Genomic DNA, 24,868 nt, shown 5'->3' on the forward strand with positions numbered 1-24,868 from the left:
GGGGGGGGGTCACCACACACCCCCCCCCCCCGGGGGGGGGGTGGGGGCCCCCCCCCCCCCGCCGCCCCCCCCGCCCCCGCGGGGGGGGCCCCCCCCCCCCCCCGCGACGGCGCGGGGGCCGGCCTCAACACGCTGGGGGCCGGCCTCGACGCACTGGGGGCCGGCCTGGACGCACTGGAGGCCGGCCACGCGCAGCGCGCCTCGTTCAGCCAGGTACTGAGGGCGAAAGTGCTGCCGCCGATCCTGGGCGTCGTGCTGGTCGCCGGTCTCTGGCAGCTCGCCTACAGCCTGCACCTGGCCAGCCCCGAGAAGCTGTCGAGTCCGGCCGACGTGTGGCACGCGCTCACGCTCCTCTGGAGCGACGGCACCCTGTTCTCCATCATCTGGACCAGCCTCTGGCGCGGCGTCACAGGCTTCGTGGCGGCCGTCGCGATCGGTACGCCGATCGGCCTGCTCGTCGCCCGGGTCAAGCCGATACGGGCCGCCATCGGGCCGGTGCTGACGGGCCTGCAGTCGCTGCCTTCGGTCGCCTGGGTGCCCGCCGCCGTCATCTGGCTCGGCATCAACAACTCGGCCATGTACGCCGTGATTCTGCTGGGTGCGGCGCCCTCGATCGCCAACGGCCTGATCGCCGGGGTCGACCAGGTGCCGCCGCTGTTCCTACGGGCCGGTCGTACGCTCGGTGCGAACGGTCTGCGCGGCGCCCGGCACGTGCTGCTGCCCGCAGCCCTGCCCGGGTACCTGGCCGGTCTGAAGCAGGGCTGGGCGTTCTCCTGGCGGTCGCTGATGGCCGCCGAGCTCATCGCCTCCTCCCCCGATCTGGGGATCGGCCTCGGCCGCTACCTGCAGAACCAGCGGGAGTTCTCCGACATGCCGGGTGTGCTGCTCGGCATCATCCTGATCTTCGTCGTCGGCGTCGCCATCGACCTGCTGTTCTTCAGCCCGCTGGAGCGCCGGGTGCTGCGCAGCCGCGGACTGCTGGCCGCGCGCTGAGGCGCCCGTCCTCCAGCGGAACTCGACACGGTCCCGACGTCGTGTTGAGCACCGTTGCACAAGATGACCTCGGGCGGTTCCCCTACGAACGGAGATCGATATGGGCGCGATGCCCAGGTCCGCCAGGCGATTTCCATGGAAGACATTGGGCGAAGGCGTGATGTGGACGGGGTTTGCGTGGAGCGGCATGTGTCCCCCCTGCGCATGGAAGGAATCCGCCGCCCTGCCTGCCGACCAGCCGTGCGTGCCACCGCTGTCAGAAGCGGAGCTCGCCCAATGGACGGCACTGATCAGACAGCTGGGATAGGCACGACCTGGATCTGGTGACCACGCCGCGGCACATGCCCGTGTCCACGGCTCTCGTTCCGGCGCGGGGCCCCGGCGGCTTCAACTCCGCGGGTCGTCCTGCGTTTTGTCGACTGGAACTGACCAACAAGAGAAGGAGGCCAGGGTGAGCAGCGCCGGCTCGGGCACCACGCGTCCCCAGGCACTGATGAAAGACGGCCAGTTGCGACGCATCCTCGGGCTGTTCCGCCCGTACCGGAGGCAGTTGCTGTCCGTCGTATTGCTGGTCGCGGGCTCCGCCCTGGTCGCCCTCGTCAACCCGTTCCTGATCCGCGAGATCATGGACACGGCGCTGCCGCAGGACAGGCTGGGGCTGCTGTCCCTGCTCTCCCTCGGCATGATCATGGTGTCGGTCACCACCAGCTCGTTCAACGTCTGGCAGACGCACGTATCGGCCACGGTGGGCCAGCTCGTCATGCACGACCTGCGCACGGCGGTGTACTCCCACCTCCAGCGGATGTCGCTGGCCTTCTTCGCGCGCACCCGTACCGGCGAGGTGCAGTCGCGCATCTCCAACGACATCGGCGGGATGCAGGTCACCATTACGACCACCGCCACGGCGCTGCTGTCCGACGTGACGGTCGTCATCGCCGCGACCACCGCCATGTTCCTGCTCGACTGGCGGTTGACGCTCGCGTCCATGCTCATGCTTCCGGCATTCGCCTTGGTGAGCCGTCGCGTCGGGAACCAGCGGCGGAACATCACCCGTGACCGGCAGAGGCAGCTCGCCGAGCTGTCGTCGACCATGCAGGAGTCGCTGTCGATCAGCGGGATCCTGCTCAGCCACACCATGGGCCGTTCGCACTCCCTGACCGACAACTTCGCGCGGCAGTCGCGCAAGCTCACCGACGTCGAGGTGCGCGTCACCACCGCGGGCCTGTGGTACCAGTCCACGATCTGGATCGTCATAGCCTCCATGCCGGCGATGATCTACTGGGTCTCGGGGCTGACCTCGAACAACGGCCACATGGCCATCTCCATCGGCTCCCTGGTCGCGTTCACGTCCCTCCAGCAGAGCCTGTTCCGCCCGGCGCAGCGGCTGCTGACCGTCGGGATCGAGATCCAGGGCTCTCTCGAGCTGTTCGGCCGCATCTTCGAGTACCTCGACCTGCCCGTTGACATCGCCGAGCCCGAGCGGCCGGTCGAGCCGGCCGCCCTGCGGGGGGAGGTGCGCATGCGGGGGATCGGCTTCTCCTATGCGGGAACGGAGCAGCCGACGCTGGTCGGCGTCGACGTGACCGTCCCCGCGGGCCGCAGCCTCGCGATCGTCGGAGAGACCGGCTCGGGAAAGACCACGCTCAGCTACCTCATCCCGCGGCTGTACGACGTCACGTCCGGTTCCGTCACGATCGACGGGGTCGACGTACGCGACCTGTCCTTCGACACGCTCACGGCCGCGGTCGGCGTCGTCTCCCAGGAGACGTACCTGTTCCACGCCACGGTCGCGGACAACCTGCGGTTCGCCAAGCCCGACGCGACCGACGAGGAGCTGTTCGCGGCGGCGCGGATCGCCCACATCCACGACTATCTGATGTTGCTGCCCGACGGCTACGACACGGTGGTCGGCGAGCGCGGGTACCGGTTCTCCGGCGGCGAGAAGCAGCGGCTGGCGATCGCCCGCACCATCCTGCGCGACCCGCCGATCCTGGTGCTCGACGAGGCCACCAGCGCCCTGGACACCCATACCGAGCAGGCCGTACAGAAGGCCATCGACGCGGCCAGCGTGGGCCGTACCACCATCACGGTCGCCCACCGGCTGTCGACCGTCCGCAACGCCGACGAGATCATCGTGCTGGACCGGGGCCGGGTCTCCGAGCGCGGCACCCACGACGAGCTGCTCCTGCGCGGTGGCCACTACGCGACGCTCATCAACCGGGACACCGAGCCTGTAGCGGTCTGAAATCCGCCTCCCGGACGGCCCTGCCGAAGTCGCAGGGCCGTCCACCGGCGCCGGGCCCTGCCGGCAAGGCACGTCCTGGAGCCGAGCTCGAGTTCGACGAGAGCGGCCGCCCCTACCGTCGGGCGAATGGATCCCACGACTTCCGAGACATTCGAGCCGTCCGGGCCGAACCGCCGCACGCTGCTGCGTTACGGCGCCATGGCCGGGCTGGGCACCCTGGTGACCGCCGCCCCCTTCTTCAGGTCAGACGGTGCGGCCGCCGTGACGGCCGGCGGGCCCGAGCCGACGGCACCCGAGCTGAAGCTGACGAAGTTCAGGGATCCGCTGCGGGTCCCGCCGGTGCTGCGCCCCCGCGACCGCGGCGACCATGACGAGCTGACCGTCCGCATGCGCACCGCCGACGTCACCGTGCACTCGGAGATGCCGCCGGTGACGATGTGGACGTACGAGGGCGTCTACCCGGGCCCGACGATCCGGACGGTCAGCGGCCGTCCGCTGCGGATCGTCTGGGAGAACCAGCTGACGGGCAACATCCCCGTCAAGGCCGTCGACTTCGGCTCGACCACGGGCCGCTCACCCGACCCGCTCTCCAACTACCCTGGCACGTCGGGAACCCAGGTGGTCCCCGACGTGTCGGACCTGGCGCCGTGGGCCGCGGTGCACCTGCACGGCATGCTGACCGGCGGCGGCAACGACGGCTGGATGGAGAATCTCATAGGTCCGGGCGACGTGCAGTTGTCGGCCTATCCGAACAACCAGGCCGCGACCACGCTCTGGTACCACGACCACACCCACCACGTGAGCCGCTTCAGCGTCTACGCCGGGCTCGCGGGCCTGTTCCTCTCCCGCAACGAGGAGGAGGAGGCGCTCGACCTGCCCGACGGTGCCCGCGACGTGCCGCTGATCCTCAGCGACCGCAACTTCGACGTGGACGAGTCCGGTGCCCTCGCCGGCCGGCTGGTCCACAAGGTGGAGATGATCGGCCCGCAGCGGCTCATGCGTACCCACGCGGCCCCCTACACCCTGGTCAACGGGGTGGTCTGGCCGTACCTGGAGGTCGCGCCGCGCTGGTACCGGTTCCGGATCGTCAACGCCGCGAACTCCCGGATATACCGGCTGATGCTGCTGTCGGACGGCCGGCCCGTCCCGGGTGCGCTGCGGGTGATCGGGACCGACCAGGGCCTGATCGACGAGCCGCTGACCGTCGAGGGGGCGCTCAACCTCTCCCCCGGCGAGCGCGCCGACGTACTGATCGACTTCAGCGCGTTCCGGGGGCGGGCCCTGAAGCTGGTCAACACGCTGGAGGGCATCGCGCCCGGTGCCTCCGACAGGCCCAACGACCTGCTGGAGCCCGACGTGATGCAGTTCCGCGTCGCGGACCGGAGCCCGTCCAACCGGTTTGTGCTGCCGGAGGTCATCTCGCCCACGTTCAAGCGGCTCACCCACGACGACCTGCCCCACGACGTCGCCCCCCGGTGGGTGGTCGTGGTCGGTCCCGGCTCGACGAACATTCCCGAGCTGTGGGAGATGGAGGAGGTCGACCCGGCGGGGATCACGTTCCCGTCCCCCGGGACCGTCCAGGTCCGGGACGCCGAGGGCACCGTCAAGACGCTGCGCAGGACGGCGATGGCGTACGACGACGGCAGGACGTTCACCGCCGCGCTCGGCAGCGTGGAGATCTGGAAGTACCTCAACCTCGCCGCGTCCCCGCACCCCATGCACATCCATCTGTCGCACTTCCAGGTGCAGTCCCGCGAGAACTACGACATCACCGGGTTCGACCGCGCCACCCGCGGCTCGGCCAGGCCCATCGCGTTCAAGGCCGCGGGGGTGCTGGAAGCGCACGAGCTCGGAGAGAAGGACGTCATCCGGGTGGGTACGGCGGGCCAGATCACGCCGAACGCCACGCTGGGCGAGCTGGTCACCGTGGCGGTCCGGTTCCCCGTCGTCGGCAGGGGCGTCCACCACTGCCACATGCTGGAGCACGAGCAGCACATGGTGCGGCCCCTCGTGGTGTCGCCGGCCGTCCATCTGCACGCGGGCGGCAACCACACACACGCAATGCCGTGAGCCCGCGCCGGTGATCGGCGCGGGCCCACGGGGCGCGCCCGGAACCCGAGAACGGCAGCCGGCGTCCTCGGACGCCGGCTGCCGTTCTCGTCGTGGTGCCGGGACTCGCTGACTCAGCCGGCAGGGACCGGGCCGGCGCCGGCTGCCTGGGCTATCCGCTGACGCATCTCCTCGGAGCTGTTGGCGCGCGGGAACTCCTCGTCGGGAACCTCGACCCCGAGGAACGCGCACAGCGGCTCCCACCCCTGCTGCACGTCGTACACGAGGACGTTGTCCGCGCCGAGGGCGCGCACGACGTCTTCGGTGTGCCGGTGGTAGACCTCGATGGCGTGGTCCTTGTCCGAGAACCGGCCGTCGAAGAGGCCCTCCCAGACCAGGGCGTTGACGACGCGGAACAGCCGGGCCTGCCGGGAGCCCGGCTCGGGCGGGTGCTCCATGGTCCGCAGCGCGAACTGGTACAGCGTGTCGTAGGTGCTCTTGTACCAGCCCTCGGCGTCGCGCACGGTGAGGACCACCCTGGTCCCGGGGAGCGCCTCGCTGATCTGCTGGTAGTAGACGGTGGAGGGACCGTCCACCGCGGAGGTGTAGCCGTCGTAGAGCGCGGCCCAGTCGGGGCGCTCGCCGTCGCAGATGATCCGCTCCCACTGGGCGAGGCGCTGTTCGTCGTCGACGATCTCGAACATGTGGAAGCAGGGCCCGAGGCCGAGCCGCTCCAGGGCCACCTGGAGTGATGTCGTGCCGGTCCGGCCCAGGCCGGCGTTGATGAGCTTCAACACGGTGATGTCTCCTCTTCCTCAGCGCCAGACCGCGTCGTCCTGGTGGGTGGCGACGTTCACCCTGTTCCAGAAGTTGACCAGACTGATGTGCATGATCAGGGCGCCGAGCTGCACGTCGGTGTAGTGCTTGGAGGAGTTCGCCCAGACCTCGTCCGACGGCGCGCTCCGGGCGTCGGTCTGCACGGTGACGGCCTCGGCCAGCTCCAGGGCGGCGCGCTCGGCGTCGGTGAAGGAGGGCTCGGTCCGCCACGTGTCCACCAGGGGCAGACGCTTGTCCGCGGGCTCGGCCGGGAAGGTGTAGACCCGGCCGTTGAGCGCGGCGACGCGCAGCCGGATGAAGTCGAGGGTCGACTGCGGCACGCCGACCTTGCCGATGACCTCGGACAGGTCGAGCAGGGGCTGCAGGGCGCCGGGAACGACCAGGGAGGGGTTGCCCATCCGTTGAGCCATCGGGAGTTCTCCTGTGTGATAGCGGTGCGCTGGAAGGTGAGAGGACGCCGGACAGGGCCGTCAGACCGGGATCGCCTCGATGATCGAGATCGGTGACGCGGTGGGAATCACCCTGCTGATCTTGAAGCCCGCCCTGGCGAACAGCTCGGTGTACTGCGCGAGGGTGCGGTCCTGGGAACCGATCATCAGCATCAGCCAGAGGTCGATGGTGTGGCCGATGTGGCGCTCGTTGTTCTCGGGGAGCAGGTACTCGATGCAGAGCAGCTTGCCGTCGGGGCCGATCGCCTCGCGTGCGTTGCGCAGGGCGGTCAAAGCGTCTTCCTCGGAGAAGTTGTGGATGATGCGCTTGAACAGGTACGCATCACCGCCCTTCGGCAGCTTGCCGAGGTAGCCGCCGTGCTCGACGGTGCAGCGGTCCGCGACGCCGGCCTCCTCGAAGAGCGAGGCCGAGTCCACGGTCGCGATCTCGAAGTCGTACAGCACGCCCTTGGCGTTCGGCGCCTGCTGGAGGACCCCCGCCAGGAGGTAGCCGCGGCCGCCGATGACGTCCACGACGGTGCGGAACCGGGAGAAGTCGTAGGCGGCCAGGACCGGGTCGGTCTCCGACTCCGAGACCTTGCCGAACGCCTGGAAGAACGCGGCGGCGTAGGCGTGGTTCGCGTGGAAGAAATCCAGCGTGCTCATGCCGCGCAGCTTGGGCAGGTTGGCCTCGCCGGTCTGCACGGTGGTGAGCAGGTGGCCCCACTCCTCGTGCAGCAGGGGGTGGCTCATCAGCTGGGCGAACTTCCGCATCGAGTCCTGAGCGTCCTCGCGGAGCTTGCCGGACAGCGCCGTGTTCTCGTACCGCCCGTCCGGACGGACCGCGAAGACTCCGTGGCCGGACAGCGCGCGCAGGATCCGGTGGGTCGCCCGCGGGTCGGCTTCGACCCGCAGTGCGATGTCCTCGGCGGAAAGCGGCGCGTCGGCGAGCACGTCGGCGATGCCGAGCCGGGCTGCGACGGAGATCGCCTGGGTGATGACGGCACCCTGAATCAATTCGAGCAGCGCGTAGGAATCCGACTGGTCGCGGACCTCGGCCGATGCGGACATCGCTTTCCCCTCAGAGTGTCTTTTCTCGGATTCCAGACGATAAGTCGACGCTTCTCTCCGCCGCAACCGGCCAAGTTTCTCACGTCATTGACAAGAATGTTCAACCGGGGAATTCTCGCGTTTGAACGGAGCCCACCTCTACTAACACTCAACCGGGAATCCGACCCCGCTTGTCAGGCTGTGCCGACCGCGAACTCGCAATCGCCTTGAGGAGGCCGACGTTGGCACACGAAACCCCGACCCCGGTGGATTTCTGGTTCGACCCGAGCTGCCCCTGGGCGTGGATGACATCCCGGTGGGTCCTTGAGGTCGCAGAGCGACGGCCCCTGGAGATCCGCTGGCACATCATGAGCCTGACGCTGCTCAACGAGGGACGCGCGGACCTGGACGAGCGCTGGCACCGTGACCTGGCCCTGCGAATGGAGCCGGTACGGGTCTGCGCCGCCGCCGAGCACACGTACGGACCCGGGGCGCTGCGCCGGCTCTACACCGAACTCGGCACCCGGTTCCACCTCGACAAGGCGCCCAAGGAGCGGGCCACTTACGAGGCGGCCCTGGCCGCCTCGGGCTTCGATCCCGCCCTGGCCGACGCGGCCGGGTCCGACGCGTTCGACAGCGCGGTGCGTGCTTCGCACCACGACGGCATCGCCCGCGTCGGCACCGATGTGGGCACCCCCGTCATCGCCGTGGGGGGGGTGGCCTTCTTCGGACCCGTGGTGACGCCCACACCGCGGGGGGAGGCCGCGGTGAAGCTCTGGGACGGCGTGCTCGCGGTGGCCGAGACCGACGGGTTCTTCGAGCTCAAGCGCACCCGGACCCGGAACCCGATCTTCGCCTGAGCCCCGGCGTCCACCACGGCCGGCTCGGGCGTCAGCCGCGGGCCGCGACCGCCGGGGCGGTCCAGTTGTCCTTCAGCCACGCCTCCACGGAGACCAGGTTCGGCCTGCTCTTGCGCAGTTCGGTCAGGTCGGCCTGGAAACCGTCACGCTCGAACCAGTCGAACATGTTGGCCAGGTCCGGGCGACCCGCGCGCAGCGGCTCGATGGGCAGCTGCTGGAAGCGGGTCGGGATGCCGGAGACGGCCTCGAACGCCGCGGCCATCTGCGGCCCGGTCAGCTCGTCGCTGGCGATGTCGACCGTCCGGCCGATCCATTCCTGCGGGTTCTCGAAGGCGTCCGCGGCGAAGGCGCCGATGTCGCTCGTCGCCATGATCTGCACCGAGGTCTCGGGGTCGAGCCACATGGCCAGGACGAGCTCGCCCTGCCTCGCGCGGGGGGCGATGTCGAGGAGGATGTCGTGGAACATCGCCGGCCGCAGCACCGTGGTCGGCAGGTCGAGCGTCGCCAGGTACTGCTCACCCACCAGCTTGCTCTCGAAGTGCGGGACGCGGGTGTCCCGGTCCGCACCGCCGACCGAGCTGTAGACGAAGTGCTTCACCCCGGCCCGCACCGCGGCGTCGGCCACCGCCTTGCCCTGGCGGATCTCGGCCTCGACGCCGCCGGCGCCCCGGAAGGTCTGCACGCTGAAGACCCCGTACACACCCTCCGTCGCCGCCGCCAGCGACGCCTCGTCGTCCATGTCACCGCGGACGAGGACCGCGCCCGCCTCCTCCAGCGCCCGCGCCTGCGCCTTCTGCGGATCGCGGACCAGGGCGCGCACGGAGAAACCCCGCCGCAGCAGGTCGCGGGCGACCGCCCCACCCTGCCGGCCGGTGCCGCCTGTCACCAGGATCGTCTCTGCAACCGCCACTGTCTGCCTCCATGTTGTGTGCCCGCCGGTCCTTGCCCGGCCCGGCTGTCAGGTGTGATGGCCGCGAACGGCCGAGGTCCCTCGCAAGATGGTGACGTTGCGCGCTACCACGGAACGGGGCCGTCGTCGGACAGGCACTGGCCCGACGGGCCGGCCTCGTCCAGCGTGGCGAGCCGGACGGCGATCTCCGCGCCCTCGGCGGGGGACCGGAACCCGCGGTTCTGGTTGATGTCGGTCGCCACCACTCCGGGGAGCGCCGCGTTGACCTTGATCGGGGTCTCCCGCAGCTCCTTCGCGTACGCGAACGTCACCGCGTTCAGGGCGGTCTTCGAGGACTGGTAGGCGATCATGTTGAGGCCCGCCAGAGGGCCGCTCGGAGCCGAGGCCAGGGTCAGCGAGCCCACGTGACTGGACAGGTTGACGATGCGGCCGGCCGGGGAACGGCGCAGCAGCGGCAGCATCGTGTGGGTCACGGTGACCACCCCGAACACATTGGTCTCGAAGACCTCCCGCAGGTCGACGGCGGTCGCCTCACTGGGCGTCCCGGTGAAGCCGCCCGCGATGCCGGCGTTGTTCACCAGGATGTCCAGGCGCCCGAACCGCCGCTCGATCTCGCGGGCCGCCTCCCCCACGGAGGCCGGGTCCGTCACGTCGAGCCGGAGCGGCACGGCCGTGACGCCTTCGTCTGCCAGCGCGTCGGCGGCCTGCTTGCCGAGCACCTCGTCCCGGGCGCCGATGAGAACGGTGATCCCCTGCTCGCCGAGTTGCCGCGCAATGGCGAACCCGATGCCCTTGTTGGCGCCCGTGATGAGCGCGACCTTCTCGAACGGCACGTTTTTCCCTTTCGTGAGGTCCAGGTTCCAATGCCTCCGGAACGCCAATTCGCCGGATACGCGGAGGCGGCGAGCGGAACATCCTGCGCCCGGTTTTTAAGCAATGAATTAATACGTTCACGGTACGAAACGCAAATGCCCGGGCACCTCCGATGCTGCCGTCGAACCACCCTGTTCAAATGCCGAAAGCCCGCGGTCGAACAGCCGACCGGCGAGCAATCGCGAAAGATTCGGCCCGCCTTCAAGGCGCCCTCCACCCGGGGTCCGGGGCGCTCGGCCAGACTGCCCACGGCCTGTCTCGGCGCCGGCCGTACGGGCCTTACGACACCGTAACCATGAAGGAGCTGGTGGAATGACTGGGAGCGAACAGGCTCAGGCGAGCGGCAAGCCCCACGTGGTCATCGTCGGTGGCGGGATCTCGGGACTGGCGGCGGCGTTCCACCTGCGGAACGAGCCGGTGCGCGTGACGCTCCTTGAGGCCTCGTCCCGGCTGGGCGGAAAGCTGCTGGTCTCCGACGTGGCAGGAGTCGCGGTCGACGAGGGCGCCGAGTCGCTGTACGCCAACCGCAAGAAGACCACCGGCCTGATCAAGGAGGCGGGACTCGGCGAGCAGATCATGTCGGCGGGCCCCGTCACCGCGTCGGCGATCTGGACCGGGGGCACGATCAGGCACCAGCCCGACCGTCAGTTCATGGGTGTGCCCTGTGACATGGACGACCTCGCCCGGTCCGGGGTGCTGTCCGCCGAGGGCGTGGAGCGGGCGCAGCAGGACCTCGTGCTGCCCTCGTTCGACCTGAAGGGCGACATCTCGGTCGCGTCCTTCGTCGGCGGGCGGTTCGGCCAGGAGGTCGTGGACCGCCTCGTCGAGCCGTTCCTCGCCGGTGTGTTCGCCGGGCGTGCCTCGGACCTCTCGTTCGAAGCCACCCTGACCCCGCTGGCGAGGGCGTCCCGCGATCACATCTCGCTCGCGGACGCGGCCGGCTCGCTGGTGCCGCACCTGCAAGAGGGCGAGAAGCCCCCGCCGGTGAGCGTCGCCACCCTCGAGGGCGGCTTCGGCACGCTGCCCGCGGCGATCGTCCAGCAGGTGCTGGACGCCGCGCCGGACACGGCCCTGCGCACCGGGACCCCCGTCCGGGACCTGACACGCAAGGGTGACCGCTGGCAGGTGACCGTGGGGTCGGCCACCGACTCGGAGGTCATCGACGCCGACGCGGTCATCATCGCCACCCCGGCCGGCCCGACGGGCAGCCTGCTCGCCGGGGTCCCGGGTACGTCCTCCGCTGTCTCGGCGCTCTCCGAGGTGCCGTACGCCAGCGTGGCCATGGTGACGCTCGCCTACCCGCGCACGGCGTTCCCGAGCGGGCTCTCGGGCCGCGGCTACGCCGGTTACCGGGTGCCGGCGGAGGAGGGGAAGGCCGTCAAGGAGGTCACGTTCACCACGGTGAAGTGGCCGCACCTGGCGGGCGAGGTGGAGATCGTGCGCTGCTCGCTCGGACGGTTCGGCGAGGAGCACCTGCTCCAGCTCGACGACGCCGACCTGGTCGCGCTGGCGACGGCCGAGCTCGCCGAGGCCACCGGCGTGACCGGTGTCCCGGTGGCGTCCCGCGTGAGCCGCTGGGAGAGCGCCCTGCCGCAGTACACCGTCGGCCACGTGGACCGGGTGCGGCGGATCCGTGAGACCGTGGCGACCCAGCCCGGACTCGCGGTCTGCGGTGCGGTGTACGACGGCGTGGGCGTCGGTGTCTGCATGATGACCTCGCGCAGGGCCGTCGACCAGATCCTCCCCGTCGTGAAGAAGGCTGCAGCAGACTCGGTCGCAGTCGGGGTGTGAGCCCGAATCCACCTCGTTTCCTTCTCGTTTCCTTGCAGGGTGCCCCGGCCTTCAGGCCGGGGGGTGAATGCGAGCCCCTGCGGAGCAGGGCAGGGCAGAGGAATCGCCGTCAGGGCGATTCATCTGCCCTGACGGCGTCGAGGGCGATCTCGAGCAGGTGCAGGATCTCGGCGTTGCGGGGCCGCCGGTCAGCGGCCGCCCGGGCGGTGAGCCGGGCGTGGAATGCTTTGGGGATACGAAGCATGAATTTGAACATTCCGCCGGTATGGCGTTATCGCGCTATTACCGTGACGGCATGGCGAAGTTCCGCATGTACCCCACGAATGCGCAGGAGCGGCAGATGTTGCTGCACTGTGCGCACGCCCGGTACGTCTGGAACCTCGCCGTCGAGCAGCACACGCACTGGCGCAAGGGTCGCAGGGCGGCGCCCGGTTTTGCCGAACAGTGCCGCCAACTCACCGAGGCCCGGCGCGAGAGCGAGTGGCTCGGCAGTGGGAACGCGGACGTGCAGCAACAGGCGTTGAAGGACTTCGCCCAGGCCAAGAACGCCCGCTTCACGTCCGGGTTTGGTGAGCCGACCTGGCGCAGGAAGCACGTGCACGAGGGCTTCCGCGTCATCGGCACCGACCGCATCGGAGAGTTCGAGGCGGACGGCTTACCGAAGCTCAACGCAAAGACCGGAAAGCAGATCATGGGCCGGTCGGTGGTGGTGCGCCAGCTCAACCGCAGGTGGGCTCAGGTCAAGGTGCCCGGCTGCGGCTGGGTCCGCTTCCGACTCACCCGGCCCGAACTGCCCAAGGCCAAGACCTTCCGTGTCACCTTGCGCAACAGCCGGTGGCACATCGCGTTCGCCGTCGTCCCCGCGCCCGTCGACGGGCCCGGCACGGGCGAGATCATCGGCATCGACCGGGGCGTGGCCATCACCGCCGCCCTCTCCGACGGCCGGAAACTGAACTGCCCCCAGCTCACCGTCAAGGAACGCGCCCGGATCCGCAAACACCAACGACGGGCCGCCCGCGCACCCAAGGGCAGCGAGCAAAAGAGCGCCGAGTACGCCAAGGCGGCCAGGCTCACAGCGCGTGAGGCCGACCGGCGCAAGGACTGGTGCGAGAAGACCTCGACGATGCTGGCCCGCACCTACCGTCTGGTGCGGTTCGAGAAGCTGAACATCAAGAACATGACCCGCTCGGCCAGCGGAACCACCGAGCAGCCCGGCAGACAGGTCAGACAGAAAGCCGGCCTGAACCGGGCGATCCTCGCGCAGGGCTGGGGCCTGCTGCGCCAACGTACCGGGCACAAGGCCCCCGGCCGGGTCGAAGACGTCCCCGCCCCCTACACCAGCCTGCGGTGCAGTGTCTGCGGATGGATTGATAAGAACTCGCGCAAGAGCCAAGCCGAGTTCGTCTGCTCCTTCTGCGGCTTCACCTGCAACGCGGACACCAACGCAGCCATCAACGTCGCGGCAGGACAGGGCGGGATCCCCTCGCCCCCGGCGATCAGCCGGTGCCGGAGGGACGACACCGCCCAAACAGCGGTCGAGCGTCCGTGAACCCCAACCCAAATGGGTTGGAATCCCCCTCTTTTAAGAGGGGGAGGATGTCAATCGACAGAGCAACACGGCGTGGTCGGGATGCAACTGTTGGCCGACCACTTCCAAGCCGAGGTCATCCAGCCGGCAGAACGTCGTCAGGTCAGCAGGGCAGAAGGTAGCGTCACGCACGAGCCCAGGGCGCAACCGCTGATGATCGTCCGGTGGCGTTTGGTCGATCAAGCGCGGTCGTGGAGCGTCACCTGGTAGCCGTCGGGGTCGGCGAAGGTGAAGGTCCGACCGAAGGGACCGTCGATCGGTGCGGAGACGATGGTGTGACCGTCGGCGACGAGCGCGTCGTGGATGGCCTGGACGTCGGTGGCGTGGAGCCAGATCGCGGCACCGATGCCGGGCTGAGCGACGGATGCGAGGTCGGTGCCGGGAATGACGTCGCGGAGTGCGAACGCGATCGGCTTCGTCTCGAAGACGACGGCGTGCGGAGGTCCGGCCGGCGAGCGGACGAGGCCCAGGTACTGCTCGTAGAACGCCTGCGAAGCGTCGAGGCCGCGCACTTGGAGCGAGATGAAGTCGGGGCCGGTGGCGGGCATGATGACGCTCCTTCTTTTCGTGTCAGTTTTCTGACATGCGTCAAACTATGTCAGAATACTGACATGAGTCAGGAAGGTGTCGGCGTCAACCTGGAGACGTCACTGGGCTACCTGCTCAAAGAAGCGTCGAGCGCCCTCCGCGCGGCCATGGAGGAAGTGCTGCGGCCGCTCGGGATGAGCGTGACGCACTACTCCTGCATCGAGCTGCTGGCCCAACGACCGGGCTTGTCGAACTCCGAGCTCGCGCGAGGCGCGTTCGTGACACGGCAGACGATGAACGTGCTGCTCCAGACCCTGGAACGAGACGGCTACGTGACCAGGCCTGCGGAGGCACCCGTCGGGAAGGTGCTTCCCACGCGGCTCACGCCTCGCGGCCGACGAAGCCTCGAGAAGGCGAGCGCAGCCGTCCGGTCCGTCGAGGCCAGAATGCTGGCCGGCCTGACCGAGACCGAGCAGTCAGACGCGTTCCGGATCATGCAGAGCATGATCCATTCCCTGCGCGGTGACAACGAGGGTGCATAGCTCGTTCCGCGGCGCACGTCTCGTCGCGCTCGGACAGGAATGCAGCCGAGCCTGAAATCCGTGTCGGCGACCTCGAAAACCGACAGACCCCGACTACACCCTCTACTGCGATGAGCCGCTTACGGGCAGGACGAGAAGGGCCGTGCCCGGGCACGGCCCTTCTCGTCCTGCCCGTTCCGCGTCGCGGAAGCGGCGGTCTTCGTCGCGGCACCAGAAGATCCGGTCAGCGCTCGGATCGCTGACCGGATCTCTGATCGGATCCTGATCGGATCCCTGACCGCATCAGCGGTCCAGGATCGTGGCGAAGACCTCCGTCAGCGCCTGCTCCGCGTCCTTGCCGGCGCCGGTGCTGCGCCAGGCCACGTGCTGGTCGGGACGGATCAGGAGGGCGCCGGCACCGGTGATCTGCCGGACGGCCTCCCACCCGCCGTCCACGTCGGCGTACTCGGCGCCGTCGCCGATGCGGACCGCGTTGACCTGGACGGAGAACTTCTCCGCCACGCGTGCGGCCGCCTCGCTCCACGCCGTCCCCTCCGGGCCGGTGATCAGCGTGAAGCCGGTCCTGCCCGTCAGGTCGAGGGTGGACAGGCGCTCGCCGTCCCGGGTGATCCAGGCGTGCGGCAGCCGGTGGCCGGGGCGCGACGTCGGCGTGTGCTCGTCGCGCATGGGGACGCGGGCCGGGCGTTCGGTGCCGTCGGAGACGACCGCTCCCTCCTCGTAGGCGAAGCCGATCTCCATCTCGAACGACTGGCAGCCGCCGCGGTGGGTGTCGAATATTTCCAGGGCCCGCGCCCGCACAGTGTCGCCGAGCGGGGACGGGTCGAAGTACGCCGCCAGACGCTGCCCGCGGCGCCCCGCCGGGATGTTGTGGCCGCCGCCGATGGCGTCGATGACCGCCTGGTGGTGCTGAGCGGCGGAGACCGCCCAGTCGACGTTCTCGCGGCCTACGGGCCGGCGCTCGGCCTCGTAGGTGTCGATCAGGCTCTCGGGCGCGCTGCCGTTCAGTACCGCAGCCAGCTTCCAGGCGATGTTGTGCGCGTCCTGGATGCCGGTGTTGAGGCCGAGGCCCACGGCGGGCGGCTGCTTGTGCGCGGCGTCGCCCGCGATCAGCACCCGGCCGACCCGGTACTTGTCGGCGAGGACCGCGTTCACGATCCAGTCCGTGATCTTGTGCACGGTCACTTCCAGATCCGGCACCTTCAGCACTTCACGGATGCGGTCGACGACCGTCTCGTTGTCCCAGCGGCCGGCCGGGCCGGGGGCCATGTGCAGGCCCCACTGCTCGCAGGCCTTGCCCCAGCTCGGACCCATCTCGATGAGGTTGACGGAGAGGTCGGGGTCCTCCGGGCTGAGGTAGTGCGTGATGAGCGTGCCCTCCTCCCACCACTGCGACAGGTCCGCGGAGAAGTACACGGTCGTCGTGTTGACGTTGCTGGGCGGGCCCTGCAACTCGATGCCGACCTTGGAGCCGACGAAGCGGCCGCCGTCGGCGCCGAGGAGGTACTGCGCCTTGACCGTGATGACCTCGCCGGTCTCGACGTTGCGCACCTCGGCGACGACGTGGTCGCCCTCGTCGGAGAAGTCGATCACCTCGTGGCTGAAGAGGATCCGCCCCGGACTGCGCTGCTCCGCGTGACGACGCAGGATCGGCTCCAGCCACATCTGCGGCAGCTTCGAGGGCAGTTCCGGCCCGGCCGCCCCGTAGCGCTCCGTCAGTTCGCCACCGCCGAAGGCGTCCATCTCATGGATCTGGCGAGCGTCGATCGGCCCGTCACCAGCGAACGTGGTCGCCCAGCGCACCTTGCCGAACTTGTCCAGCGGCGCCGCCTCCGCGAGGACGTCATCGCGGATCCCGTGCTGGCGGAAGATCTCCATCGTGCGCTGATTGAGGTAGTGCGCCTTCGGCACCCTCGACGTGTCCGCGTGCCGCTCCACGAGCAGGTGGTCGATGCCCTGGTCAGAGAGAAAGACGGAGGCGGACAGGCCACACCCGCCGCCGCCCACGATCAGGACCGGAACCTCGATTGACGTCATGTTCGCCCTTCCAGAATTCAGATGGCTTTTCCCGCACAGCCTGACAACGTCATCCGCAACCCTGGTCAAGAACGACTGGACTCCGAAAAGCCGCCGGCCGGTCGCGCGGGTGACCGGCCGGCTACGTGCCTCGGGGGAAGGGGTTCCTCCGGGGTTCCTCCCAGGTACTCAGCCGAGCCAGACGCCGTCGCTCATCAGCGTGCGTCCGGCCAGCTCGTTGGCCTCCCGCCAGGCCTGGATGCGCCGGGGCCGTACGCGGAAGTACTGGTAGAGCTGGTCGAGTTCGCGCGGGTCGAACCCGGTCTTGGCCGCGAAGGCGTCGGCCGTCCCGCCGAGTTCGGCGACGTCCACCGGCTCCGCGTCGCCGTCGACGATCACGACGTCGCGCGTCAGGCCGAGGCCGACGCGCACCCGGCCGTCCGCCAGCAGGTTGCGACCGGTCACGAAACCGCGCGGGGTCGAGATGAGGATGGCGGTCCCGTCCCAGAAAAACGAGAGTGGGATGAGGTGGGCGCCGCCCGGACCACCCGCCGAAGCGACCCAGAGATCGACGTCGTTCTCCAGTCTCTTGCGAGTGTCCTCCAGCCGCTCTTCGAGCCCACGCGGTGGTGCAGCCGTCATGCTTCCGCCGTCCATGTCGTGGAGAGTCTCCGTCCGAGGAGGTCTCCTTCGGTCGTCGTACGGGCCACCGGCGCGGTGGCCGCGACGGCCGCCAGCGCCCTGACGGCCGCACGCACACCGATCGTGTCGTGTGCCCGGTGCACAGCGAAGCGCACGAAGCCGTTGGGCAGGGGCAGAACACGCACCGTTGCTGAGTCCGTAGTCAGGTCTCAGCGTTCCGGGTATTTCTGCCTGGAAGGTCCGTCACGTCACCAGAGCGTTAGGGGCTCGGCTTGAGGACGGTCTCCCGTTTCTGTCTGCTGCTGGTGCGGCAGTGTTGTGCCACCTGCCCGCCCCGTCCCCGTCTTGCGGCGGGGGCGGGTGGTGCGGGTCTTGTGGTCGGCTCCACGGGGCTTCGACACCGCCGGGGCGGTGTCCTGGTCTCCGGCCACTCCGGTACCAGTCGTGCAGGCTGTTGCTGCGAGGGCGGCGAGGTTTCGTGCCGCGTTCGTGTCCCGGTCGATGACCAGGCCACAGGCGTCGCATGCGTAGGTCCGCACGTGCAGCGGCAGCTTGGCTTTCATTGTGCCGCACCCGGAGCAGGTCTTGGGGGAGGGGAACCAGCGGTCTGCCGCGATGATGCGGGTGGCGTGGCGCTGGCGGGTCTTGTAGGTGAGCTGGCGGCGGATTTCGCCGAATCCGGCGTCGGCGATCCTGCGGGCCAGGCGCCGGTTGCGGAGCATCCCGGCGACGTTCAGGTCCTCCACCACGACGGTGCCGTATTCGGCGGCCACGGCGGTGGTGAGCTTGTGCAGGGCGTTGGCGCGGAGGTTCGCGATGCGGTGGTGCACCTTGTTGCGGGCGGCGTCGGCTTTCTTCCACCGGGAGGAGGGCCGCTGTCCGGTCCGGCGGTCCGGACCGCGGCGGCGGGAGACGGTGCGGGAGGCGCGGCGCAGCTCCTTCAGGGCGCTGTCCAGATGCCTGGGGTTGGACACTTCGCGGATCTCACCGGTGCTGTCGGCCATGGCCGCGAGAGTCTTCACGCCCAGGTCGATGCCGACCGCGGCTTCGGGCCGTGCGACGCGGACGAGGTCGCGTTTGACCTCGGTCTGGAAGGCGACGAGCCAGCGTCCGCGTTCGTGGCGGACGGTCGCGGACAGGATGCGCGCGGTCCCAGCCTGGACACGGGCGAGGAGGCCGCCAGTGGACTCGTGCGTGCGGATCGCCCCGAGCCTGGGCAGTGTGACGTGCCGTCCGTCGGCGTCCACCCGGATGGTGCCGGTGGTGAACCGGCAGGACAGGCGCGCCTTGTGCTTCGACTTGAACCGGGGCATCCCGAGCTGCTTGCCCCGCCGCTTGCCCTGCTTGGACTTGGCGTAGTTGTCGAACGCAGCCGCGGCGTTCGCCAGACCGGTGGAGTACGCCTCCTTGGAGTTCTCCTCCCACCAGGCAGCGAAGCGCGGGTCAGTCTTCTTGGCCTGGTTGAACTCCTTGCGCAGCGCGGGCAGCGACCACGGCCGCCACTCGGTGAGCCCGTCGGCAGGGATGCCGTAGGACTCCTCCGCCCGGCGCTGCCACCACGACGCCGACACCCACCCCACCGCCCAGTTGTACGCCGCGCGCGCCGCACCGCAGTGCGAGCGCAGTGCGCTCTCCTGGGCGGCGTTCGGGTCCAGCGCGAACCGGTACGCCTGCACCACGAACCCGGGCTGCGGCCGGAACTTCTTCACTCGCCGTCCTCGCCGGTCGCCACGGCCACCGCGCGGGCGGCCCGGGTCTTCGCCGCCCGCCGCCCGTACAGGCGGGCACACATCGAGGTCAGCACCTCGCTGATGTCCCGCACGAGATCGTCTGCGATCTCGGCAGGGTCGAGGACGACCAGGCGCCGGCCGGACGCCGACAGCGCGGCCTCCAGGTGCTCGACGCCGAACCGGGCGAGGCGGTCACGGTGCTCGACCACGATCACAGCCGTGTCCGGGTCGCAGAGGAGCCGGTGCAGCTTGCGGCGGCGCCCGTTCAACCCCGACCCGACCTCGGTCACGACCTCCGCGACAGCCAGGCCCAGCCCATTCGCGCCGGACACCACCCGCGCGACCTGCCGATCCAGGTCGGCCCTCTGATCGGCTGACGACACACGGCAGTACGCCACCACGCGCCCGGACGGCTGGACGGCAACCTCGTCGACCAACCACGTCCCGGACGGCGCCTGGCGGACCGGAACGGGCATCTTCCCGTCCCTCACCCACCGCCAGGCGGTCTGGTAGCTCACGCCCTGCTGACGCGCCCACTCCGAAAGCCTCACAACACCAAGCTACGTGAGATGCCTGACCAGAGACGACTATGAATGATTAGGAAATCCATGGCAGTTGTCGCCCCGCATGGTGATCATGCGGGGCCCGGCTGACGACGGATCAGGCCGTCGGCGGCACCGGGTCCTCGGGCGCCTGACAGGTGGCGTCGATGCCCCACGACGAGGTGGGACGGGTGCCGTCCCTCAGGTAGTCGCTGACGTAGGTGTTGAGGCAGGGGTTGTTGTTCGCCGACAGCGCCGAGCCGACGTTGTGGCCGCCCAACTCCATGATGAGACGGGAGTTGGCGAACCGGATACGCATGTCGAGAGCGCCGAACATCCCGTGTGCGCTGTCGTACTGCGGCTGCACCAGCAGGACGTTGGCGCTGCCGTTGCCGACCTGCGCCGGAGCCTGGGTCTGCACCGGCCAGAACGCGCACGGCGCGCTGTACCAGCCGTTGCTCCAGGTCAGGAGGTGGTTCCCGGCGGCGTACTGGCTGGCGAGGGTGGCGCTCCACACCTTCCAGTCCTTCGGCCACCGGCCGTCGGTGCAGTTGACCGCGTTGGTCATCGCGACGCGGTTCTGCTGAGGGAAGCCCGGGGTCGGGGAGTCGGCGCGCAGCGCCGTCGCGTCACCGCGCACCACGAAGTCGGAGAATATCTTCGCGCGGCTCACCCAGGTCCAGCTGCGGTAGACGACCTGCTCGAAGACGTTCGCCCACTCGCCCGGTCCGATCTTGCCGTCGACCGGCGCCGCACGGAGGGCGTCCTGGCCCTTGTAGTAGTTCGCCTCGACCTCGTCGGCGGTCGTGCCCAGGTGGTAGACGGAGTCGTACTTGGCGACCCAGGCGAAGAAGATCCCGCCGTTGTACTCGGACGTGATGTTCTTGAACATCTGGTTCTGGTACCCCACGCCGCTGGGGCTGGGCACGCTGTCGAGCACCATGCGCTTCACCCGGGTCGGGTACATCGTCGCGTAGACCGAGCCGAGGTAGCCGCCCCAGTCGATGCCGTAGTAGGTGATCTGCTCCTGGCCGAGCGCGATCCGCATCTGGTCGAGGTCGCGCGCGGAGTCCTTGGTGGTGAAGTGGTTGAGCAGGTCGCCGTACTTGTCACCACAGCTCTTGGCGTACGCCTCGGCCTTGGACACGGCGTTCTGCTCATCCTCGGCCGTCTTCGGCACGGGGTCGGCCAGCACCGGGTTGATGTAGGACGGGTCGCACACGATCGCCGGCTCGCTGGCCCCGACGCCGCGCGGGTCGAAGCCGATCCAGTCGTAAGCGGCGCCGACGTCCTTCGCCAGCCCGGTCGTGCCCTTGGCGTACCGGGTGGGCATGTCGCGGCTGATCGGGCCGGGCCACTGGCCGCGGTGCAGCAGCACGACGCCCTTGTACTGGTCGTCGGTGACGGTGTGCTTGGCGCGGGTCAGCGCCAGCTTGATCTTCTGACCGCCGGGCTGGGCGTAGTCGAGCGGGACCTCCACCGAGCCGCACTCCAGGCCCTTGAGCAACGCACCGAGGTTCGGGTCGATGTCAGGACACGGCGACCAGTCGATTGTTCCCGTGGTCGGCGCGGCAGCCCCCTCGGCCGCCGCCACGGGCGTGACGGCCGGAACCGACAGGCCGATCACGATCACCGCATTTACCAATGCGAGCTTTTTCATGGATACCCCTTCTGGATGCACGGCGCACACAGCGTGGCAAGGGGGTCCTTGAAGCGGCTCGAAACCTGCTGGAGTCAGAATGAACCGATGAGCGAGCCGCAGACCGACGGGGACCACTACGTCGGCTACGACGTCGCGGGGCAGCACATCGGCCTGGTGCCGGACCCGGGCATGACCTCGCCCTGGTCCACTGGCAGGTCCCCGGCATCGAGGCGAAGCTCGCCGAGGCGGGCGCCACGGTACAGAAGCCGGCCTCCGACGTCGGCGGCGGCCGACTGGTGGCCACCTTCACCGACCTCGACGGCGACGTCCTCGGGCTCATCCAGGGCTGATGCGGGGCTGATCCCGGGGCGCCTGCGAAACGGCCCGACCACTCACCACGCTGTCGGGCGGCGAACGCCAACGGCTCAAGCCGGCCACGCACATGGCGGGCAAGGGCGGCGGCGCCGGCAACGAGGGCGGCCGGGTGGTGCCGGGACAAGGCCCGCCTCCACCCTTCCGGCTCACGTTCGGTGATCGCCGAAGACCTGCGGGGTCAGCGTCCGGCAGCGTGCACGAGTGCGTGATGAAGTCGTTGGTCGGGTGTGAATCCTGCTTCCCATTGCACGCCGACGGCGAAGGGGCGATCCGTGACTTCGACGGCCTCGACGGTACCGTCCTCCGCCCAGCCGGTGGCGGTGAGGCCGGCACCGAGCCGGTTGACGGCCTGGTGGTGATGGCAGGCCGCCACCGGCACGTCCTCGTCGAGGACACCGGCGATCCGGCTGCCCGGCTCCAGCTTCAACGGGTGGGAGCCGAGGGTGAAGGACGGCGTGTTCGGGCGGTGGCCGTCGTGGCCCGTGACTTCGGGCAGGTGCTGGTGCAGCGTGCCTCCGTGCAGCACGTTGAGCAGCTGCATGCCGCGACAGATGCCCAGCACGGGCAGCTCGGCGTCAAGTGCCGCCCGGATCAACGCCAGTTCGGCGCGGTCGGCTTCCGGGGTCATCGCCCGCGTGCCGGAGTGCGGGTTCTCGCCGTACAGCGCCGGATCCACATCGGGGCCACCCGGGATCAGCAGGCCGTCGATCCGGTCCGCCATGGCCTCGACGCCGGGCAGCAGCGGAAGCAGCAGGGGCGTGCAGCCCGCCGCGGTCAGGAAGGCCAGGTGGGACTGGAGCGCGAAGCTGACGACCATGTCGCTGCCCTGGAACGTGACCGGCGCGGTCCGCGCACAGATCCCGATCACTGGCCGCCCCGTGCTCGCCGAACCATTCACGAATGATTTCATAGCCACCTTCATGGATTTCCGGGTTCAACTGAGGAAAGTAGGCAGATGCAACATCCGCTTCCGCGGAGAGCCATAACGGCAATAAAATAGCCGTTTACGTAAAGCGGCGGCCATCGTTCAAAACCGGGCAGGCCGACGCCTACTGAACGGAATGACCTTCCTGATATCACAGACGGGGACCCCTTTACCCGCGCTGTGGTTCACCGTCTCCCCCGGCACGCTCACCGCGAAGGTATTCGACCGCCTCGCCACACAGCACAGCCCGCCGCACGGTCCGCCTCGTGGCCCGCAGGGATGCTCGCACTCCGGGCGGCCGCCCTGCCGGCCGTCGCCGCGGTGCTGCCGCGGCGGGTGTCCGCCGGTCCGGCGGACACCCGCTGTCCTGCATTTCCAGGAAACTTCAATCTCCCCTCAACTGCAGCTGGAGCCCCTCCTGCGATGCTCATCGGCAGCGGCAGCAGAGAGGAAGTGAAGGAATGGCTCAGAGCAGCGCGCAGGCCATCTTGATCACGAACGCGTTCGGCTCCGTCAGGACGGAAGGCGTCGACGCGTCGGCCCGCAGCGAATTCGATCTGAAGAACCTCGAGCAGCTTCCCGCCTGCGACATCCTCGTCAACGCGCTGTCGGCGGGCGTGCCTCTGCGCCGGAGCGGCACGGACGCCGCGCACATCCAGCTTCTCGTCGACGCGGCCGGCTCGGCGGAACTGCCGCCCGTTCTGGTCCAGATCGACGGCTACCGCATCATCGACGGCCTGCACCGGCTGGAAGCCGCCAAGCTGCGCGGCGACAGCAGCATCAAGGCGCGCTTCGTCGACTGTTCGAACTCCGAGGCGCTCGTCATCGCCATGAAGGCGAACGTCTCGCACGGACTGCCGCTGTCGAAGACCGACCGCGTGTCCGGAGCCCAGCGTGTCCTGAGTTCCCACCCGGACTGGTCCGACCGTGCCGTCGCCCGCATCACCGGGCTGAGCGCGAAGACGATCGCGTCGCTGCGCGAGAATTCGAGTGAGGGAACACCGCTCGACGGCAAGCGCATCGGCCGGGACGGCAGGCGGCGTCCGGTGGGCCCGGGCGAGGGCCGGCTGCGGGCCGCCGAGTACATCGCCGAGCACCCGAACGCCCCGCTCCGTCAGGTCGCCCGGGAGACCGACGTGTCGCTCGGCACGGTCCACGACGTGAGCGCCCGGCTGCGGCGTGGCGAAAGCCCCGAGCGCAGCGGCCGCCGGACACCCGACGCGGCGGCGCAGCCCCTGCGATCCGTCCACCCCGCCCACCCCGTCCACCCCGTGCGGTCCGTACAGCTGTCCGGGGAACCGTCGCGGCCCGTCTCGGCAGTTCCCGGCGGCGCGGATTCCGGTGGCGCAGCCCATGTGCCGCTGCGGGTGGCACCGAGCATCGACAGCGCGCCGCAGCGTAGGGACCGCACCGACGAGATTCCGGCCTGGACGACGGTGGCGGCGAAGATGGCCGCCGATCCCACCATCCGCTACACCGCGGGCGGCCGGGAGTTCCTCCGCTGGATGCAGCTGCACGCCGCCGAGCCGGACGACGGCTGGCGGGAGCTGATCGACGTGGTTCCGGCCCACTGGCTCGGCGTCATCGCCCCGATCGCCGAGCGCATCGGCAAGGAATGGAGCCTGCTCGCCGAGGGGCTCAAGACCAGGCAGGACATGATGCCTTGAACTGCGGGCACGCCTGTCACGGCACCGGTGCCGCGGACACCAGCCGGAGGTGGCCCGCGGCCTGGGGCTGGTCGTCTGCACCCTGACGCGGGGTGGTGGACGGACACCCGGGGGCCGACACGAAGTTGACCGGGGACACGAGCTCGGGCAACGCCAGCAGGACCGGCGGATCGGTCGGCCGGCTCGGGCGCAGCCGCACCGCCGCGCTCGTGACGCCGTCGGCGGTCACCGTCACGGGCATCACGCCGCGCCCCCCGACGAGCGGGGTCCGGCGGGTCGGTGGCCGGGAACGGTCACTCGCACAGGTGATGTCGATCGATGTGCGGGCGGTCGGGGAACGTGCTGGCTAGGTTCACGGTCATGGCGCGGTTTCGGATGTATCCGACGAGTGAGCAGGCGGGCGTCATGCTCGGCCACTGCGCGCACGCCCGGTACGTCTGGAACCTCGCCGTCGAGCAGCACACGCACTGGCGCAAGGGTCGCAGGGCGGCGCCCGGTTTTGCCGAACAGTGCCGCCAACTCACCGAGGCCCGGCGTGACAACGCATGGCTCGGCGCCGGGAACGCGGACGTGCAGCAACAGGCGCTGAAGGACTTCACTAAGAACTCCTAACAGAATGGGCCACCCTCTCGATCCGC

At 69.5% G+C, this 24,868-nt stretch carries 24 protein-coding genes; 9 read left to right on the top strand and 15 right to left on the bottom strand.

Features of this window, described 5'->3' with window-relative positions:
* The first annotated feature begins 132 nt into the window (after window positions 1–132).
* The 3 genes from ACFYR3_RS39975 to ACFYR3_RS39985 all read left to right on the top strand — a co-directional run bounded on the left by ACFYR3_RS39975 (window position 133) and on the right by ACFYR3_RS39985 (window position 5,308).
* Complete coding sequence (locus ACFYR3_RS39975; protein ID WP_389287059.1) at window positions 133–993, top strand: ABC transporter permease; 861 nt, start codon at window positions 133–135, stop codon at window positions 991–993.
* 493 nt (window positions 994–1,486) lie between these two features.
* Window positions 1,487–3,238 carry an ABC transporter ATP-binding protein gene (locus tag ACFYR3_RS39980; protein WP_355857552.1) on the top strand — a complete coding sequence of 584 codons (1,752 nt, stop codon included), beginning with the start codon at window positions 1,487–1,489 and terminating at the stop codon, window positions 3,236–3,238.
* Window positions 3,239–3,364: 126 nt separating this feature from the next.
* Entirely contained in the window at window positions 3,365–5,308 is a 1,944-nt protein-coding gene (locus ACFYR3_RS39985; RefSeq protein ID WP_355857527.1) for a multicopper oxidase domain-containing protein, read from the top strand.
* 113 nt (window positions 5,309–5,421) lie between these two features.
* Here ACFYR3_RS39985 and ACFYR3_RS39990 read toward each other — a convergent pair whose 3' ends face one another.
* The 3 genes from ACFYR3_RS39990 to ACFYR3_RS40000 are packed head-to-tail and all read right to left on the bottom strand — an operon-like array spanning window position 5,422 to window position 7,623.
* On the bottom strand, window positions 5,422–6,084 hold the full coding sequence (locus tag ACFYR3_RS39990) for a sulfotransferase (protein WP_326782987.1): 663 nt from the start codon (window positions 6,082–6,084) through the stop codon (window positions 5,422–5,424).
* An 18-nt stretch (window positions 6,085–6,102) separates the two neighbouring features.
* The gene (locus ACFYR3_RS39995; protein WP_326782988.1) at window positions 6,103–6,534 is read right to left on the bottom strand and encodes a carboxymuconolactone decarboxylase family protein; all 432 of its coding nucleotides are present in this window, start codon (window positions 6,532–6,534) and stop codon (window positions 6,103–6,105) included.
* A 60-nt stretch (window positions 6,535–6,594) separates the two neighbouring features.
* On the bottom strand, window positions 6,595–7,623 hold the full coding sequence (locus ACFYR3_RS40000; RefSeq protein ID WP_326782989.1) for a methyltransferase: 1,029 nt from the start codon (window positions 7,621–7,623) through the stop codon (window positions 6,595–6,597).
* 221 nt (window positions 7,624–7,844) lie between these two features.
* Between ACFYR3_RS40000 and ACFYR3_RS40005 the strand changes: the two genes are divergently transcribed.
* Window positions 7,845–8,462 (top strand): DsbA family protein, encoded by a 618-nt coding sequence (locus ACFYR3_RS40005; protein WP_355857532.1) that lies wholly within the window; start codon window positions 7,845–7,847, stop codon window positions 8,460–8,462.
* 31 nt (window positions 8,463–8,493) lie between these two features.
* Here ACFYR3_RS40005 and ACFYR3_RS40010 read toward each other — a convergent pair whose 3' ends face one another.
* Both ACFYR3_RS40010 and ACFYR3_RS40015 read right to left on the bottom strand, forming a co-directional pair.
* Window positions 8,494–9,372, bottom strand: coding sequence for an NmrA/HSCARG family protein (locus ACFYR3_RS40010; protein WP_355857534.1), 879 nt, complete (start codon window positions 9,370–9,372; stop codon window positions 8,494–8,496).
* A gap of 104 nt (window positions 9,373–9,476) precedes the next feature.
* Entirely contained in the window at window positions 9,477–10,205 is a 729-nt protein-coding gene (locus ACFYR3_RS40015) for an SDR family oxidoreductase (protein WP_355857537.1), read from the bottom strand.
* Window positions 10,206–10,557: 352 nt separating this feature from the next.
* Here ACFYR3_RS40015 and hemG point away from each other — a divergent pair, with 352 nt between their 5' ends.
* Complete coding sequence (gene hemG / locus ACFYR3_RS40020; RefSeq protein WP_389287023.1) at window positions 10,558–12,036, top strand: protoporphyrinogen oxidase; 1,479 nt, start codon at window positions 10,558–10,560, stop codon at window positions 12,034–12,036.
* A gap of 109 nt (window positions 12,037–12,145) precedes the next feature.
* Here the strand turns inward: hemG and ACFYR3_RS40025 are convergent, their stop codons facing one another.
* Window positions 12,146–12,280 (bottom strand): Arc family DNA-binding protein, encoded by a 135-nt coding sequence (locus ACFYR3_RS40025; protein ID WP_389287025.1) that lies wholly within the window; start codon window positions 12,278–12,280, stop codon window positions 12,146–12,148.
* A 51-nt stretch (window positions 12,281–12,331) separates the two neighbouring features.
* Here ACFYR3_RS40025 and ACFYR3_RS40030 point away from each other — a divergent pair, with 51 nt between their 5' ends.
* Window positions 12,332–13,585, top strand: coding sequence for an RNA-guided endonuclease InsQ/TnpB family protein (locus ACFYR3_RS40030; protein WP_389287027.1), 1,254 nt, complete (start codon window positions 12,332–12,334; stop codon window positions 13,583–13,585).
* Between the two features lie 218 nt (window positions 13,586–13,803).
* On the opposite strand, the gene ACFYR3_RS40035 is transcribed toward ACFYR3_RS40030, so the two are convergent.
* Window positions 13,804–14,172 (bottom strand): VOC family protein, encoded by a 369-nt coding sequence (locus tag ACFYR3_RS40035; RefSeq protein WP_355858566.1) that lies wholly within the window; start codon window positions 14,170–14,172, stop codon window positions 13,804–13,806.
* Window positions 14,173–14,235: 63 nt separating this feature from the next.
* Here ACFYR3_RS40035 and ACFYR3_RS40040 point away from each other — a divergent pair, with 63 nt between their 5' ends.
* On the top strand, window positions 14,236–14,694 hold the full coding sequence (locus tag ACFYR3_RS40040; RefSeq protein WP_355858569.1) for a MarR family transcriptional regulator: 459 nt from the start codon (window positions 14,236–14,238) through the stop codon (window positions 14,692–14,694).
* Window positions 14,695–14,976: 282 nt separating this feature from the next.
* On the opposite strand, the gene ACFYR3_RS40045 is transcribed toward ACFYR3_RS40040, so the two are convergent.
* From ACFYR3_RS40045 to ACFYR3_RS40075, 7 genes are all read right to left on the bottom strand, one after another.
* Complete coding sequence (locus ACFYR3_RS40045; protein ID WP_355858572.1) at window positions 14,977–16,728, bottom strand: FAD-dependent monooxygenase; 1,752 nt, start codon at window positions 16,726–16,728, stop codon at window positions 14,977–14,979.
* A 168-nt stretch (window positions 16,729–16,896) separates the two neighbouring features.
* Complete coding sequence (locus ACFYR3_RS40050) at window positions 16,897–17,349, bottom strand: pyridoxamine 5'-phosphate oxidase family protein (protein ID WP_389287030.1); 453 nt, start codon at window positions 17,347–17,349, stop codon at window positions 16,897–16,899.
* On the bottom strand, window positions 17,346–17,534 hold the full coding sequence (locus ACFYR3_RS40055; RefSeq protein ID WP_356786892.1) for a hypothetical protein: 189 nt from the start codon (window positions 17,532–17,534) through the stop codon (window positions 17,346–17,348). The genes ACFYR3_RS40050 and ACFYR3_RS40055 overlap by 4 nt, the downstream gene beginning before the upstream one ends.
* Before the next feature lie 63 nt (window positions 17,535–17,597).
* Window positions 17,598–19,058 (bottom strand): IS607 family element RNA-guided endonuclease TnpB, encoded by a 1,461-nt coding sequence (gene tnpB, locus ACFYR3_RS40060; RefSeq protein ID WP_389287032.1) that lies wholly within the window; start codon window positions 19,056–19,058, stop codon window positions 17,598–17,600.
* Window positions 19,055–19,630, bottom strand: a complete 576-nt coding sequence (locus tag ACFYR3_RS40065) for an IS607 family transposase (RefSeq protein ID WP_389287034.1) — start codon at window positions 19,628–19,630, stop codon at window positions 19,055–19,057. Before ACFYR3_RS40065 ends, tnpB begins: the two co-directional genes overlap by 4 nt.
* Before the next feature lie 109 nt (window positions 19,631–19,739).
* On the bottom strand, window positions 19,740–21,281 hold the full coding sequence (locus ACFYR3_RS40070) for an alpha/beta fold hydrolase (RefSeq protein ID WP_389287036.1): 1,542 nt from the start codon (window positions 21,279–21,281) through the stop codon (window positions 19,740–19,742).
* Between the two features lie 535 nt (window positions 21,282–21,816).
* Window positions 21,817–22,548 carry a gamma-glutamyl-gamma-aminobutyrate hydrolase family protein gene (locus tag ACFYR3_RS40075; protein WP_355858587.1) on the bottom strand — a complete coding sequence of 244 codons (732 nt, stop codon included), beginning with the start codon at window positions 22,546–22,548 and terminating at the stop codon, window positions 21,817–21,819.
* Window positions 22,549–23,024: 476 nt separating this feature from the next.
* On the opposite strand from ACFYR3_RS40075, the gene ACFYR3_RS40080 reads away from it, so the two are divergent.
* Window positions 23,025–24,230, top strand: coding sequence for a ParB/RepB/Spo0J family partition protein (locus ACFYR3_RS40080; RefSeq protein ID WP_389287038.1), 1,206 nt, complete (start codon window positions 23,025–23,027; stop codon window positions 24,228–24,230).
* A 16-nt stretch (window positions 24,231–24,246) separates the two neighbouring features.
* On the opposite strand, the gene ACFYR3_RS40085 is transcribed toward ACFYR3_RS40080, so the two are convergent.
* A complete protein-coding gene (locus ACFYR3_RS40085; protein WP_389287039.1) occupies window positions 24,247–24,471 on the bottom strand; it encodes a hypothetical protein in 225 nt (74 codons plus the stop codon).
* Between the two features lie 119 nt (window positions 24,472–24,590).
* Here ACFYR3_RS40085 and ACFYR3_RS40090 point away from each other — a divergent pair, with 119 nt between their 5' ends.
* Window positions 24,591–24,842 carry a helix-turn-helix domain-containing protein gene (locus tag ACFYR3_RS40090; RefSeq protein ID WP_355858036.1) on the top strand — a complete coding sequence of 84 codons (252 nt, stop codon included), beginning with the start codon at window positions 24,591–24,593 and terminating at the stop codon, window positions 24,840–24,842.
* The last annotated feature ends 26 nt before the right edge of the window (window positions 24,843–24,868 follow it).

The sequence above is a fragment of the Streptomyces sp. NPDC005784 genome, from assembly GCF_042871525.1.
Taxonomy (GTDB): domain Bacteria; phylum Actinomycetota; class Actinomycetes; order Streptomycetales; family Streptomycetaceae; genus Streptomyces.